This window comes from Nocardioides eburneiflavus, from assembly GCF_004785795.1.
In the GTDB taxonomy this organism is placed as follows: domain Bacteria; phylum Actinomycetota; class Actinomycetes; order Propionibacteriales; family Nocardioidaceae; genus Nocardioides; species Nocardioides eburneiflavus.
In genome coordinates, this window is record NZ_SRRO01000001.1 from 450,845 (window position 1) to 464,383 (window position 13,539).

10 protein-coding genes and 1 tRNA gene are annotated in these 13,539 nt (G+C 71.7%); 3 read left to right on the forward strand and 8 right to left on the reverse strand.

Features of this window, described 5'->3' with window-relative positions; genetic code table 11:
- Positions 1 to 88 precede the first annotated feature (88 nt).
- Positions 89 to 161 (reverse strand) — tRNA-Thr (locus EXE59_RS02130).
- A gap of 128 nt (positions 162 to 289) precedes the next feature.
- Here EXE59_RS02130 and EXE59_RS02135 point away from each other — a divergent pair.
- Positions 290 to 730: an OsmC family peroxiredoxin gene (locus EXE59_RS02135; RefSeq protein WP_135837418.1), complete on the forward strand. Its 441-nt coding sequence runs from the start codon at positions 290 to 292 to the stop codon at positions 728 to 730.
- Positions 731 to 906: 176 nt separating this feature from the next.
- Positions 907 to 1,527, forward strand: coding sequence for a methyltransferase (locus tag EXE59_RS02140; RefSeq protein WP_342777223.1), 621 nt, complete (start codon positions 907 to 909; stop codon positions 1,525 to 1,527).
- Positions 1,528 to 1,556: 29 nt separating this feature from the next.
- Here EXE59_RS02140 and EXE59_RS02145 read toward each other — a convergent pair whose 3' ends face one another.
- The 4 genes from EXE59_RS02145 to topA form a co-directional block, all read right to left on the reverse strand.
- Positions 1,557 to 3,113, reverse strand: coding sequence for an alpha/beta hydrolase (locus tag EXE59_RS02145; RefSeq protein ID WP_135837420.1), 1,557 nt, complete (start codon positions 3,111 to 3,113; stop codon positions 1,557 to 1,559).
- Positions 3,113 to 4,297, reverse strand: a complete 1,185-nt coding sequence (locus EXE59_RS02150; RefSeq protein ID WP_135837421.1) for a DNA polymerase III subunit delta' — start codon at positions 4,295 to 4,297, stop codon at positions 3,113 to 3,115. The genes EXE59_RS02145 and EXE59_RS02150 overlap by 1 nt, the downstream gene beginning before the upstream one ends.
- Positions 4,294 to 4,932 (reverse strand): dTMP kinase, encoded by a 639-nt coding sequence (tmk, locus tag EXE59_RS02155; RefSeq protein WP_210428860.1) that lies wholly within the window; start codon positions 4,930 to 4,932, stop codon positions 4,294 to 4,296. Before tmk ends, EXE59_RS02150 begins: the two co-directional genes overlap by 4 nt.
- 120 nt (positions 4,933 to 5,052) lie before the next feature.
- Positions 5,053 to 7,758, reverse strand: coding sequence for a type I DNA topoisomerase (gene topA, locus EXE59_RS02160; protein ID WP_135837423.1), 2,706 nt, complete (start codon positions 7,756 to 7,758; stop codon positions 5,053 to 5,055).
- Between the two features lie 285 nt (positions 7,759 to 8,043).
- On the opposite strand from topA, the gene EXE59_RS02165 reads away from it, so the two are divergent.
- Complete coding sequence (locus EXE59_RS02165; protein ID WP_135837424.1) at positions 8,044 to 8,607, forward strand: hypothetical protein; 564 nt, start codon at positions 8,044 to 8,046, stop codon at positions 8,605 to 8,607.
- 62 nt (positions 8,608 to 8,669) lie between these two features.
- On the opposite strand, the gene EXE59_RS02170 is transcribed toward EXE59_RS02165, so the two are convergent.
- From EXE59_RS02170 to EXE59_RS02180, 3 genes are all read right to left on the reverse strand, one after another.
- On the reverse strand, positions 8,670 to 9,674 hold the full coding sequence (locus tag EXE59_RS02170; protein ID WP_135837425.1) for a sugar phosphate isomerase/epimerase family protein: 1,005 nt from the start codon (positions 9,672 to 9,674) through the stop codon (positions 8,670 to 8,672).
- 46 nt (positions 9,675 to 9,720) lie between these two features.
- A complete protein-coding gene (locus tag EXE59_RS02175; protein ID WP_135837426.1) occupies positions 9,721 to 11,847 on the reverse strand; it encodes a PQQ-dependent sugar dehydrogenase in 2,127 nt (708 codons plus the stop codon).
- A gap of 133 nt (positions 11,848 to 11,980) precedes the next feature.
- Positions 11,981 to 13,471, reverse strand: a complete 1,491-nt coding sequence (locus EXE59_RS02180; RefSeq protein ID WP_135837427.1) for a DUF7059 domain-containing protein — start codon at positions 13,469 to 13,471, stop codon at positions 11,981 to 11,983.
- Positions 13,472 to 13,539 lie beyond the last annotated feature (68 nt).

The following is a 13,539-nucleotide window of genomic DNA, read 5'->3' on the forward strand; positions in this document are numbered from 1 at the left end:
CACCACCGTGCCTCGTCGGGCGTCTGGGTGGCGCGTGCCGGTCGGAACAGGAGACTCCCCCGGGGTCTCGGGTCCCCGGGGGAGTCAGAGCCGCCTGTCGGAATCGAACCGACGACCTAGTCATTACGAGTGACTCGCTCTACCGACTGAGCTAAGGCGGCGTGGCCTGCCGAGCACGCTCGGTGGACCGCGGGCGAGTATACGGAGCGCCTCGGCCCGGACCGAAATCACGGGTGTCCCGGGACGCGCTACGTTCGGGGGCGACCCCATCGCACACCCAGGAGGCACCATGCCCACTCGCACAGCACGCACCGCATGGAACGGCGGGATCCAGGACGGGTCCGGCCAGGTCGAGCTCTCCAGCTCGGGCGTCGGCACGTTCGAGGTGAGCTTTCCCAAGCGCGCCGCCGAGGACGCGGACGGGACCACCAGCCCCGAGGAGCTCGTCGCGGCGGCGCACTCCTCCTGCTACGCGATGTCGCTGTCGGGCATCCTCGGCCGAGCCGGCACGCCGCCGCAGTCGCTGGAGATCCGCGCGGACGTCTCGGTGGGCCAGGACCCCGCCGGCGGGCTGAAGCTCACCGGCATCGCGCTCACGGTACGGGCCGAGGTCGAGGGCATCGACGAGGCCGCGTTCCAGGAGGCCGCCCAGCAGGCCAAGGTCGGGTGCCCGATCAGCAAGGCGCTCGCTGCCGTCGACATCACGCTCGACGCGGCGCTGGAGGCCTGAGCCCCCGAAGGCCGGGCTGACGAGCCGACGACCTCGGTACCATCCGAGGCATGAAGCTCTCGGCGCGCAAGGCTCTCACCAAGGCCCAGACGCAGCTCCTGCTCCACCGCCGCTGGGCCTAACTGCGCTACCTGCACCTCCGAGCGGGCCTCGTCGAGGCCAACCGGGACCAGAGCATCGAGACGGTGCTCGCAGTCGGATGTGGGCGCGGCGTGGCCGAGACAGCGCTCGCCATCGACTTCCCGCACCTGCACTTCCACCTCACCGACGTCGCCTCGGACCGCACTCCGAACTACCAGATGGCGCAACGCATGGTGACCGAGTGGGAGGTCCCCAACGTCACCTTCGGCGTCATGGACATCTTCGCGCCCGCCGACAGGCGATACGACCTGGTCACCACGATCGAGGTGCTCGAGCACCTCGAGGACGACGACACCGCCGCGAAGGCACTGGAGGGCCTCGCCAACCGGGCCGTGTTCACCCTCGTGCCCTTCGCCGACGCGGCCGCCAACGCCGACGAGAACAGGTTGCGCCGCGTCTGGGAGAACAACGAGCACTTCCGAGTGGGGTACGACGAGGCGCGGTTGCGCGAGCTCTTCCACGGCGTCGCCACCGTCCGGGGCACCTACTGGGCAGACGCCGGCCTGGGACTTCGGCTCTACCTGCAGGACGCGAGCGTGGAGGAGATCCGCGAACGTGCCGCGGAGCTCGTGCGTCAGGCCCGCGAGGACGTCAGGTCGACCATCCCCACCAAGGTCTCCCAAGCCGCCGGCATCTGGTCCCTGTCGTATCCCTGAGGCAGCGCCTTGCGCGCGGAGGCCGGGGCTCAGCAGGCGGTGCCGTCGGCGGGCACGTCACCGTCGAGGAGGTAGTCCTCGACGATCGAGTCGACGCACTCGTTGCCGGCGTTGTAGGCCGTGTGGCCGTCGCCGTCGCGCTCGACGAGCACCCCGGAGTCGAGCTGCGCCGACAGGGCTCGGGCCCACTTCAGCGGAGTGGCAGGGTCGCGGCTGGTGCCGAGGACCAGGATCGGCGCGGCGCCCTCGGCGCGGATGTCGAGCGGCTCCTCGCTGGAGGTCACGCCGATGCCGCGGCAGCCGGCCATGCCCCAGGCGAAGATCCGGCCGAAGGTCGGCGAGGCCTCCTCGAACTCGGCGAAGAGCGACGGCACCCGGCCGAACGACACCGAGGTCGGGTCGTCCAGGCAGTTGATGGAGTAGTTGGCCTCGATCGAGTTGTCGGCGTAGGAGCCGTCGGGGTTGCGCGAGGCGTACGCGTCGGCGAGGTCCATCAGCGCCGAGCCCTTGCCCTCGAGCGCCGAGGCCAGCGCCAGGCTGAGCAGGGACCAGTAGTCGCGGTTGTAGAGCGGGGTGATGATCCCGTAGAACGCGTTGCCGACCGTCAGGTCGCGGTCGCCGGCGGGCAGCGGCTCGTCCTCGATGTCGGCGAGCAGGCCGTCGATCGTGGCGAGGCCCTCGTCGACGGTGTCGCCGAGGAAGCAGTTGTCGGTGGAGTCGAGGCAGTTCTGCACGTAGGCCCGGAGTGCGGTCTCGAAGCCGGCGGCCTGCTCCAGCGCGAGCGACTGCGGGTCGAGTCCGACGTCGACGGCGCCGTCGAGGACGAAGCGGCCGACCTTGTCGGGGAACAGCTCGGCGTAGGTCGCGCCGAGCTTGGTGCCGTAGGAGGCGCCGAAGTAGCTCAGCTGCTCCTCCCCCAGCGCCGAGCGCAGCACGTCCATGTCGCGCGCGGCCTCGGCGGTCGTCACGTGCCCGACGACCGGCCCGGAGCCGGCGACGCACTTCTCGCCGAACGACAGCACGGACGCGCGGTAGGCCGCCTGCTCCTCGGCCGTGTCGGGAGTCGGGTCCCCGCCGAGGTAGGCGTCGAGCTCGGCGTCGCTGAGGCAGTCGACCGGCGCCGACCGCCCGACGCCGCGCGGGTCGAAGCCGACGATGTCGAAGCCGTCGAGCAGCGGCTCGCGGAACACCTGGCTGCCGGCAGCGGCGTACGTGGTGCCGCGCGCGCCGGGACCGCCGGGGTTGACCACGAGGGAGCCGACGCGGGCGCCGCGCGCGGGGATCCGCAGCAGCGCCAGCTCGATGCTCTCGCCCGCGGGCTCCGCGTAGTCGACCGGCACGGTGAGGAAGCCACAGTCCTGGTCGCCGTCGGCCTCGCAGGGCTGCCAGTCGATGCGCTGGGAGTAGAGGTCGGCGAGGGCGGGGTCGGGCGCCTCGGTGACCGTCGCCGGCGGCGGGGTGGTCGGCGACGGCGTCGGACGGGCGGGCGGCTCGTCGGGCGTGGCGCCCCGGATCGCGAGACCGACCGCGACGAACGTGGTGAGCGCCAGCGCCAGCACGGCGAGCACCGCGACGACCCGGCGCATCAGCGACCCCCGGGCAGCCGCAGGGCGACCGTCATGGACTCGAGGGCCAGCTGTGGGGGCACGTTGAACTCCAGCATCTGCTCGCGGGCGGTGAAGATCGCGTCGATCATCTGCAACAGCTGCTCGGGCGACGCGGCTCGGGCAACGAGGGCGACGTCGCCGCGCAGCTCCTCGTTGACCAGCATGCCCGGGGCCCCGACGGACAGCGCGATGGCGTCGCGGTAGACCGAGACGAGGTCCATCAGGGCACGGTCGATCACGTCGAGCACCCGTCGCTTGGCCTTCTGCTTCTGCAGCTTCTCCAGGCCGCTCAGGGCGGCACGGTAGGACCGGCTCGTGGTGTCCTTGCGCTCGCTGCCGAAGATCGCCTGGAGCTCCTCGAGCTCGCGCCTCTCCGCCGTGGCGGTGATCGCCTCGGTCTCCTCCTTGGCAAGCTCGGCGAGGTTGGTCGCGGCGGTCATGCACGAGCCCAGCGACGTCAGGCGGGCCGGGATGCTGATCACCTCGCGACGGCGCGTACGCGTCTCCTCGTCGAGCGCCAGCGCGCGGGCTCGGCCGATGTGGCCCTGGCTGGCGCGGGCGGCGAAGCCGGCCATCGTCTCGGAGATGCCGTCGTTGCGGTGGAGGAAGGCGGCCACGTCGTCGGTGCCGGGCGTCGAGAGGGTGAGGGTGCGGCAGCGGGAGCGGATGGTCGGCAGCACGTCCTGGACCGTCGGCGCGCACAGCAGCCAGACCGTCTTGGGGGTCGGCTCCTCGATCGCCTTGAGCAGCGCGTTGCCGGTGCGAGGGTTCTCCGGGGTGCCGAGGCGGTCGGCGTCCTCGATGACGACGATCTGCCAACGCCCGATCGCGGGGAACTTCGCCGCCGACTGGACGAGGTCGCGCATGTCGTCGACGTAGAGGACGGAGGTCTCGGACTTCACCCAGGTGATGTCGGGGTGGGAGCCGCTGATGCCGAGCCGGCAGGCCTCGCACGCGCCGCAGCCCGTCCGCTGCTCGCACTGGAGCGCGGCCGCGAAGGCGCGGGCGACGTTGGACCGGCCCGAGCCGGGCGGGCCCGTGAACAGCCAGGCGTGGGTCATGCCGTGGCCGCCTGCGGCCTGCTGGAGGACCTCGATGGTGGGCCGCTGGCCGACGAGGTCGGACCAGACGGAGCGGGTCGGCTGCGTGGTCGGCGTGGTCATCGGCGCTCCAGCATCGGCTCGATCCGCTCGCGGATCGCCGCGGCGATGTCGTCGATCGCCGCCCGCGCGTCGAGGACGACGTAGTGGTCGGGGTCGGCGGCGGCGAGGTCGAGGAACCCCTGCCGCACCCGCTGGTGGAACTCCAGCGACTGGCCCTCGATGCGGTCGCGCTCGTCGAAGCGGCCGAGCCCCGCCTCCGGCTCGAGGTCGAGGACGACCGTGAGGTGCGGACGCAGGTCGCCAGTGGCCCACCGCGCGACGGCCTCGACCTCGGCGACGTCGAGGGTGCGGCCGGCGCCCTGGTAGGCCAGGGTCGAGTCGACGTAGCGGTCGGTGATCACGACCTCGCCGCGCGCCAGCGCCGGCACCACGACGTGGTCGACGTGCTCGGCCTTGTCGGCGGCGTAGAGCAGCGCCTCGGTGCGGTCGGACAGCTCGCCGGTGGCCGGGTCGAGGACGATGCGGCGCAGCTCCTTGCCGACCGGGGTGTCGCCGGGCTCGAAGGTGAGCAGCACGGTCTCGCCGCGCTCGACGAGCCAGTCGTGCAGCAGGCGCGACTGGGTGGACTTGCCGGCCCCCTCGCCGCCCTCGAAGCACACGAAGAGCCCGGTCTCCGAGTACGCACCTGGGTTCACGTCGCACACCCTACGGGCGGGCGCCCACAGTGGGCGCTGTCCGTACGACGGTCAGCCGCCGTGGGCCTCGCGCCAGCCCGCGAACAGGCTGCGCTCGCACCTCAACCACCCAGAGCTGGATCAGGCCTTCTTCGCCGTCTTCTTGGCCGGGGCCTTCTTGGCAGCGGTCTTCTTCGCGGCCGCCTTCTTGGCAGGAGCCTTCTTCGCACCCTTCTTGGCAGCCTTCTTGGCCGGACCGCGCTCGCGACGCTCGGCGAGCAGCTCGGCGGCGCGCTCGAGGGTGATCGACTCGACCGTGTCGTCCTTGCGGAGGGTGGCGTTGTACTCGCCGTCGGTGACGTACTCCCCGAAGCGGCCGGCCTTCACGATGACCGGCTGCCCGGACACGGGGTCGTTGCCGAGCTCCTTGAGCGGCGGGGTGGCCGCGCCGCGGCCGCGCTGCTTGGGCTGGGCGTAGATCGCCTTGGCCTGGTCGAGGGTGATGTCGAAGATCTGGTCCTCGGAGGTGAGGCTCCGGGAGTCGGTGCCCTTCTTGAGGTAGGGCCCGTAGCGGCCGTTCTGCGCGGTGATCTCGGTGCCGTCCTCGTCGGTGCCGACGATGCGGGGCAGGTCGAGCAGCTTGACCGCCTGCTCGAGCGTGACCGTGTCGAGGGTCATCGACTTGAAGAGCGAGCCCGTGCGCGGCTTGGCGCTCTTGGGGGCGTCGTCGGGCAGCACCTCGGTCACGTAGGGGCCGAAACGACCGTTCTTGGCGACGATCTGCAGGCCGGTGTCGGGGTGGTTGCCGACGACCTGCTCCTCGCCGGCGGGGTTGGCCAGCAGCTCCTTGGCCTTGGCGACGGTGAGCTCGTCGGGCGGGAGGTCGTCGGGGACGTTGGCGCGCACCGGTGAGGCGTCGCCGCCGTCGGGGCCGGGACCCTCGACGTACGGCCCGTAGCGACCGACCCGCAGGTCGATCCCGTCACCGATGGGGAAGGTGGCCATCTCCTTGGCGTCGATCTCGCCGAGGTCGGTGACCAGCGTCTTGAGGCCGACGACGTCGCCGGAGCCGTAGTAGAACTCGCCGAGCTCGGTGGCGCGGTCCTTGCGACCACCGGCGATCTCGTCGAGGACGTCCTCCATCGAGGCGGTGAACTCGTAGGACACCTGCCGCGGGAAGTGCTCCTCCAGCAGCCGGACCACCGAGAACGCCAGCCATGCCGGCACCAGAGCGGTGCCCTTCTTGTAGACGTAGCCGCGGTTGAGGATCGTGCCGATGATCGACGCATAGGTCGACGGGCGGCCGATCTCGCGGTCCTCGAGCTCCTTGATGAGCGTGGCCTCGGTGTAGCGCGACGGCGGCTTGGTCTCGTGACCCTCGGGGCTCAGCGTCGCGGCCGAGACGGCCGCGCCCTGGGTGAGGTTGGGCAGGCGGGTCTCGGCGTCGTCGCGACGCTTCGAGGCGTCGTCGATGTCCTCGACGTAGGCCTTGAGGAAGCCGTGGAAGGTGATCGTGCGGCCGCTCGCGCTGAAGACCACGTCGCGACCGTCGGCGGCGGCACCGCCGATGCGGATCGTGACCGAGTTGCCGACGGCGTCCTTCATCTGGGACGCGACGGTGCGCATCCAGATCAGCTCGTAGAGACGGAACTGCTCGCCGGACAGGCCGGTCTGGGCAGGCGTACGGAACGTGTCGCCGGCCGGCCGGATCGCCTCGTGCGCCTCCTGGGCGTTCTTGACCTTGGACGCGTAGGTGCGGGGCGAGTCGGGCAGGTACTCGGCGCCGTACAGCTCACGCACCTGGTCGCGCGCGGCACCGACCGCGGCGTCCGAGAGCGTCGTGGAGTCCGTACGCATGTAGGTGATGAAGCCGTTCTCGTAGAGCCGCTGCGCAACCGACATCGTCACGCTCGCGCTCATGCCGAGCTTGCGGCTCGCCTCCTGCTGCAGCGTCGTGGTGCGGAAGGGGGCGTACGGGGAGCGGCGGTAGGGCTTGGACTCGACCGAGCGGACGTCGTACGTCGTGTCGCCGAGGCCGGACGCCAGCGCCTCGGCGTCGGCGCGGGAGAGGTGGACGCGTCGCTTCGCGCCGGTTGAGCCCGTCGAAACCAGCTCGCCGGTGTTGTCGAAGTCGGCGCCGCGGGCCACGCGCACGTCGTCGATGCTGTAGAGCTTGGCGGGGAACATCCGCGGGTCGTGGCCGGTGCCGGCGTCGAAGGTGGCGTCGAGGTCCCAGTAGGAGGCGACGCGGAACTTCATCCGCTCGCGCTCGCGGTCGACGACCAGGCGGGTCGCCACCGACTGCACGCGGCCGGCGGAGAGGCCCGACATGACCTTCTTCCACAGCACCGGGGAGACCTCGTAGCCGTAGAGGCGGTCGAGGATGCGGCGCGCCTCCTGGGCCTCGACGAGGTCGTCGTTGATCTCGCGCGGGTTCTCGACCGCGGCGAGGATCGCCGGCTTGGTGATCTCGTGGAAGACCATCCGGTGGACCGGCAGGCCCTTCGGCGGCTTCAGCTCGTCGAGGAGGTGCCACGCGATGGCCTCACCCTCGCGGTCCTCATCGGTGGCGAGGTAGAGGGCGTCGGCGTCCTTGACCAGCTTCTTCAGCTTGGCGATGTGGCTCTTCTTGTCGCGGGGCACGACGTAGTAGGGCTCGAAGCCGTTGTCGACGTCGACGGCCAGCCGCCCCCAGGGCTTGTCCTTGATCTTGGCCGGGGTGTCCGCGGCGTTGTTGGGCAGGTCGCGGATGTGACCGATCGAGGACTCGACGACGTAGTCCGAGCCCAGGTAGCCGCCGATGGTGCGGGCCTTGGCCGGGGACTCGACGATGACGAGCTTTGCCACTTCTGTTTGCTCCCTCTTCTGCTGCTGCGATGTTGCTCAGCGCCGCAACGGTAGCGCCACATCCCGATAACGCCACTCCGCGGACCAGATCGTCCACGCCCACCGACCAGCGCGGCGCACCTCCGTACGGCGCCCGGATCGGGCCGCCAACCGTCCACAGGCGCGGCGCAGGCGCCGCTCTCCACAAGGTCTCGCGGATGCCGCGGCCCGCTGTCGGCCCGCCCGACGACCGTGGGTGGCGCGATCCCACTTCCCGGCACCACCCACCGACCCCAGGAGCACGAGATGTACGACGACCGCTGGTCTCCCACGACCCACCACGACCAGGACCTCTGGGGCGGACGCCCCTGGGGTGGACCGTCGCTGCTCGCCGACGGCGGTCGGGTCAGCCACCTCGTCTTCCTCGACGGGAGGCTGGTGGACGCCTGGACGGAGAGCCCGGGCGACGGCCCGTACGCCTCCCTCGCCCGCGAGCACGACGCCGAGCGCCGGCCGCAGGTCGTCCAGGCCCCACCTGCGCCCCCGCGGCACGAGCAGGTGCTCGGGTGGCTCGACGGCCTGGTGGGCGGCCGCGACGCCCTGCTCTCCCCCGACCTCGAGCCGCCACTGCGTCGCTGCCTGCTGCTGCTCCGCGACCGAGCGCCCTGGCTGCCGGAGCGCACCACCGCCGCACGGATCGCCGCCGGTGTCGTCTGGCTCGTCGGCAAGGCCAATGCGGCGATCGGCCCCGCGGGACCGGTGACCCAGTCCAGCATCGCCACCCATCTCGGCGTCTCGTCCCTCGGGTCCCACGGCGGCACGGTGTCCGGGCACGTACGCCGGCTCGGCTGGGCGTCGCCCCAGCCCTGACCGGGCTGACCGGGCGGTTCCTGGACATCACTGGGGTGGAACCGCCCGGTCCGGCTGGTCCGTCAGAAGTCGAGACCCTCCAAGTAGCGGAAGCCCGTGTTGGCGGTCGACGCGGGCCGGAAGTCCGGGGTGTCGTTCTCGACGATGTACTCCTCGACCTGGTGCTTCTTGAAGATGGCCCGGAAGTCGATCACGCCCAGGCCGAGGTCGGCCATGTCGCCGGGCGTCTGGCCGTAGAGCGCGGACGCGTCGACACCGTGACGGTCCTTGACGTGGTACTGCCGGACCTCCTGGGGAGCCGACCGGATCACGTCGTTCGAGAAGGCGACCGGGTCCGGGACGCCGAGGTTGACACCCGCGGCGTAGACCCAGTAGAGGTCGACCTCGAGGTGCACGACCTCGGGGTCGAGCTCGGAGGTGAGCACGTCCCAGGGGGTCGTGCCGTCTTCGAACTCGGTCGTGAACTCGTGGGCGTGGTTGTGGTAGCCGTAGCGCAGGCCACGGCTCCGTGCCTCCACCGCCTCGGAGTTCATCTGGTCGGCGAGGTCCTGCCAGGCCGCCTTGTCGGGAGAGTCGAAGTAGGGCACGTTGATGAACTTCTGCCCGAACGTGTTGGCGTCGTCGAGCTTCTTGTCGAGCGCGGCGGCGTCGCGGTTGCTGACGCCGTCGTGGCTGGACGAGGCCCAGATGCCGCGGGCGTCGAGCTCGGCCTTGAGCTTGGCGGCCGTGTCGAGACCGGCCGCCGGGTAGAGGCCGGCCCGCTCGACGCGCTCGTAGCCGAACTTCTCGAGCTGGTCGAGCATCAGCCTGACGTTGACGTCGGAGGTCATCGCCGAGCGCAACGTGTAGAGCTGGATGCTGATCCGGTCCGCCCGTACGCCGTGGCGCGGGCCCTTGCCCGGGTGCTCGTCGCGACCCGTGCGCGCTGCGAGTGCCGGTGCGCCGGCACCCAGCACGGTGGCTCCCGCCACGCCCGCCACGGCGCCGCGCAGCAGGCCGCGCCGACTGGCGCCCTTCCTCTCGAGCGACTCGCGCAGGGCGGCGTCGCCGTCATGTCCGAAACACATGTGCTGCCTACTTTCTGGGGGTTTCTCGGGGTGGGGGGTGTCCGGCTCAGCCGGCCGGCTCGAGGACGACCTCGGCGGACCCGCTGAGCGGGGGCTCGGAGCCGGCGTCGGTGTACTCGGCGACGAAGACGGTTGCGAGGTCGTCGGTCGCCGGGTCGTGGCCCTCGGGCACGGTCGTGGTGAGCGAGCCCGTGCAGCCGAAGGCGGTGGACTGCGGGTGGCCGTGCGTGTCGTGGCCCAGCACATAGGTCACGCTGACCCGGCTGCAGTCGACGTCCTGGTCGTCGGTGACCCGGACCTCGTACGTCACGGTGTCGCCGAAGCTGAACTCCTGGCCCGCCACTGGGGTGACGAGCTCGACGACCGGGGCCTGGTTGCCCACGACGATGTCGACGTCGGCCGAGGCGCGACGCCCACCGCGGTCGGTGACGGTGAGCGTGGCGCGGTAGCTGCCGTCCTCGGCGTAGGTGTGGGTCGCGTCAGCCCTGCGGCTGTCCACCTTGCCGTCGCCGTCGAAGTCCCAGGCGTACGTCAGCCGGGTGTCGCCGTCCGGGTCGGTGGTGTCGTCACTGGAGAACTCGACCGTCAGGGGCGATTCGCCGGCCGTCGGCTCGGCCTCGATGGCCGGGACGGGGCTCCGGTTGCCGCCCGCGCCGAGGAAGTCGATGCGGGACAGCTGCGCGTCGGGATTCTCGGCGAAGTAGCCGTCGCCGTACTCCAGGACGTAGAGCGCGCCGTCGGGCCCGAACTCCATGTCGATCGGGTTGTCGGTGACGACGTCGGCGACGACGTCCTCGATGGCCGCGACCTCGCCGTCGTCGACGTGGAGGCCCTTGATGTAGTCACGGGTCCACTCGTAGAACAGCGGGGTGTCGTCGTAGCGCTTCGGCCAAGCGACGGGGTTGCGGCCCTTGGTCGCCTTGCGGTCGTACTGGTAGGCCGGGCCGGCCATCGGGCCGATGCCGCCGGTCTCGAGCTCGGGGAACTCCTCGGAGAGCCCGTACGTGTACCAGACCTCCGGCTGCTCGACCGGGGGCAGCTCGCGCAGTCCGGTGTTGTGGACCGAGTCGTTGACCGGGGCGGCGCAGTCGAACTTCTCGCCGCTGGTGCGGGTGGCGAAGTCGAAGTCGTCGTAGGCCAGCTCGGCGGTGGCGCAGTAGGGCCAGCCGTAGTTGCCCGGCTCGTCCACGATCGCCCACTTGCCGTGGCCGGCGGGCCCGCGGTCGGGGTTCGCCGCACGGGCGTCGGGCGAGTAGTCGGCGACCCAGAGGTCGTCGGTGTCGGGGTCGATCTCGATGCGGAACGGGTTGCGCCAGCCCATCGAGTAGATCTCGGGCCGGGTGTCCGGGGTGCCGGGCTCGAAGAGGTTGCCGTCGGGGATCGTGTAGCCACCGCCGGGCTCGGGCGTGATGCGCAGGATCTTGCCGCGCAGGTCGTCTGTGTTGGCCGCCGTGCGCTGGGCGTCGAAGGCGGGGTTGCGGTCGGCGCGCTCGTCCAGCGGCACGAAGCCGTCGGACTGGAACGGGTTGGTGTCGTCGCCGGTCGAGAGGATCAGGTTGCCGTCGGAGTCGAAGACGATGTCGCCGCCCACGTGGCAGCAGATGCCGCGGTCGACGGGGACGTCGAGCACCTTCTGCTCGGAGCCCAGGTCGACCCGGCCGCCGGAGTAGCGGAACCGCGCGACGGTCAGGTGGCCCTCGAAGGGCGCGAAGTCCGCCGCGGTGCCGGTCTCCGGCGCGTCGCCCTCGTTGATCGAGGCGGTGGCGGGGTCGTCGGCGGGGGTGTCGAGCGGCGGCGAGTAGTAGAGGTAGATCCACGTGTTCTTCTTGCCGTCGTAGCCCGGGTCGAGGGCGATGCTCTGCAGGCCCTCCTCGTCGTGGAGGTAGACCGGGATGCGGCCGGCGATGCTGTTGACGCCGGTCTCGGCGTCGTTGTGCCAGATGACGCCGGCGCGCGTGGTGTGCAGGACGTCGCCGTCGGGCAGGACCGCGAGGTCCACCGGCTCGCCGGGACGGTCGTTGAGCGTGACCTTCTCGAACGCGTCCGCGGGCGGTGGGGGCGGCGTGTCGTCGTGGCCCTCGTGGGCGGTGGCCGACGTGGTCACGGCGAGGAGCGGCAGGCAGAGGGCGGCGCCGACGGCGCCCGTGAGCCCTGCGCGAAGGGGGTGCGACATGGGGTTCTCCTGTTCCCGAGTGGCGAGGAGGTGGCCGGAGGGCCGACAAGCAACGTAGGCACGTGACCCCCGTCACGTCAACGATCAGGCGTCTTTTGCTCGCCTGTCGACACAAGTCACCCGGTGCGTCGGATCAACCGAGCCGGAGGAAGCCCTCCCCCACCAGCTCGCGCACGACCGGGACGTACGCCGCCCGCAGCGCCTCCTCGTCGCGCTGCAGCAGCGTGGCGAGCGCGCCGAGAAGCTGCCCCAGCGTGAGGTCGCCGTCGCTCGCGCCGACGAGGGCGGCCTCGACCGTGTCGGCCGTGCGCGCGCGGCGGAAGCCGCGCTGCTGGCGCAGCACGATCGCCTCGGGGTCCTCCGCACCCGGCCGCCCGACGGTCTCCTGCTGGACGTCCTCGCGGGCGTGCAGCGTGGTCGCGAGCAGGGCGTCGTCGTCGAGGCCGCGCAGGCCCGACGCCGCGTCGCCCCAGGCGTGGATGGCCGGCCCGATCGGCTGCTCGACGTCGTACGGCCACTCGAGGAGCTCGTGCCGTCCCGCCAGTCCGGACCCGCCGCGGCGGACGTTGATCCAGCCGAACCCGATCCCCTCGATGCCCGTCTGCTCCAGCCACGACAGCCACGTGTCGTAGCGCGCGGCGTAGTCCGGGCCGCCGTGGTGCCCGCTGTCCTTGAGCCAGAGCTCGACGTAGGCCGCGGGGTCGAGCACCTCGCGCTGCACGACCAGGGCGTCGCAGTCCTCGCGCAGCCAGGAGCCGAGCCGCTCGTCCCACGGCCGCCCCTCGACGATCGCCCAGTTGGCCAGCACCTGCAGCCAGCCGTCCTCGGCGAGGTGGTCGGGACCGGTGCGCACGATGTGCTCGACGACGCGGTCGCCGGGCAGCCCGGAGTCGCGGTAGACGAGCCGCTCGCCCGTCGCCGGCGAGATGACGAAGGGCGGGTTGGTGGCGACGAGGTCGAACCGCTCCCCCGCCACCGGCTCGAAGAACGACCCGTCGCGCACGTCGACCGCGATGTCGTTGAGGGCGCCGTTGAGCCGCGTCATCCAGAGCGCCCGGGCGTTGACGTCGGTCGCGACGACCGTGTCGGCGTGGGTGGCGAGGTGGAGGGCCTGGACCCCGCACCCGGTGCCGAGGTCGAGCGCGCGCTCCACCGGCTCACGCATCGTCAGCTGGGCGAGGCTGGTCGACGCGCTCGAGATGCCGAGGACGTGGTCGGGACCGACCGCGACCGGCGCCCCGTCGAGGCCAGGCGTGAGGTCCGAGACCACCCACAGGTCGCGCTCGACGCCGGCCTCCGAGACGGCGTACGGACGGCAGTCGGTGCGGGCGGCGACCTCGCCGACGCTCTGCTCCAGCAGCCCGGCGTTGCAGAGGCGGTCGACCAGGCCGGGCAGCGCCCGCTCGGCGTCCTCGCGCGGCACCGGCGCCTGGAGGAGGAAGAGCCGGACCAGCGTGTCGAGCGGCCCGCCGGAGGTCGTACGCCGCAGCGCGGGGAGCGTCTCGTTGCGCCCGAGCGCGCGGTGGGCGTCGTCGCCGATCGCCTCGGCGACCGCGTCGTAGGTGAAGTCGGCGGCGAGCAGGGCATCGCGCAGCGGGCCGGTGAAGTCGAGGTCGGACGACATGGGGCCAGCCTCCCACCCGACCGGACGCCGACGGCCCGTCACCTCGAGGGTGACGGGCCGTCGGTGTC

What these genes read in the sequence shown, in the direction of transcription:
- EXE59_RS02150 (WP_135837421.1), bottom strand. Translation starts at nt 4,297, where the DNA reads ATGACCACGCCGACCACGCAGCCGACCCGCTCCGTCTGGTCCGACCTC.
- EXE59_RS02180 (WP_135837427.1), bottom strand. Translation starts at nt 13,471, where the DNA reads ATGTCGTCCGACCTCGACTTCACCGGCCCGCTGCGCGATGCCCTGCTC.
- EXE59_RS02170 (WP_135837425.1), bottom strand. Translation starts at nt 9,674, where the DNA reads ATGTGTTTCGGACATGACGGCGACGCCGCCCTGCGCGAGTCGCTCGAG.
- EXE59_RS02165 (WP_135837424.1), top strand. Translation starts at nt 8,044, where the DNA reads ATGTACGACGACCGCTGGTCTCCCACGACCCACCACGACCAGGACCTC.
- EXE59_RS02135 (WP_135837418.1), top strand. Translation starts at nt 290, where the DNA reads ATGCCCACTCGCACAGCACGCACCGCATGGAACGGCGGGATCCAGGAC.
- EXE59_RS02175 (WP_135837426.1), bottom strand. Translation starts at nt 11,847, where the DNA reads ATGTCGCACCCCCTTCGCGCAGGGCTCACGGGCGCCGTCGGCGCCGCC.
- EXE59_RS02145 (WP_135837420.1), bottom strand. Translation starts at nt 3,113, where the DNA reads ATGCGCCGGGTCGTCGCGGTGCTCGCCGTGCTGGCGCTGGCGCTCACC.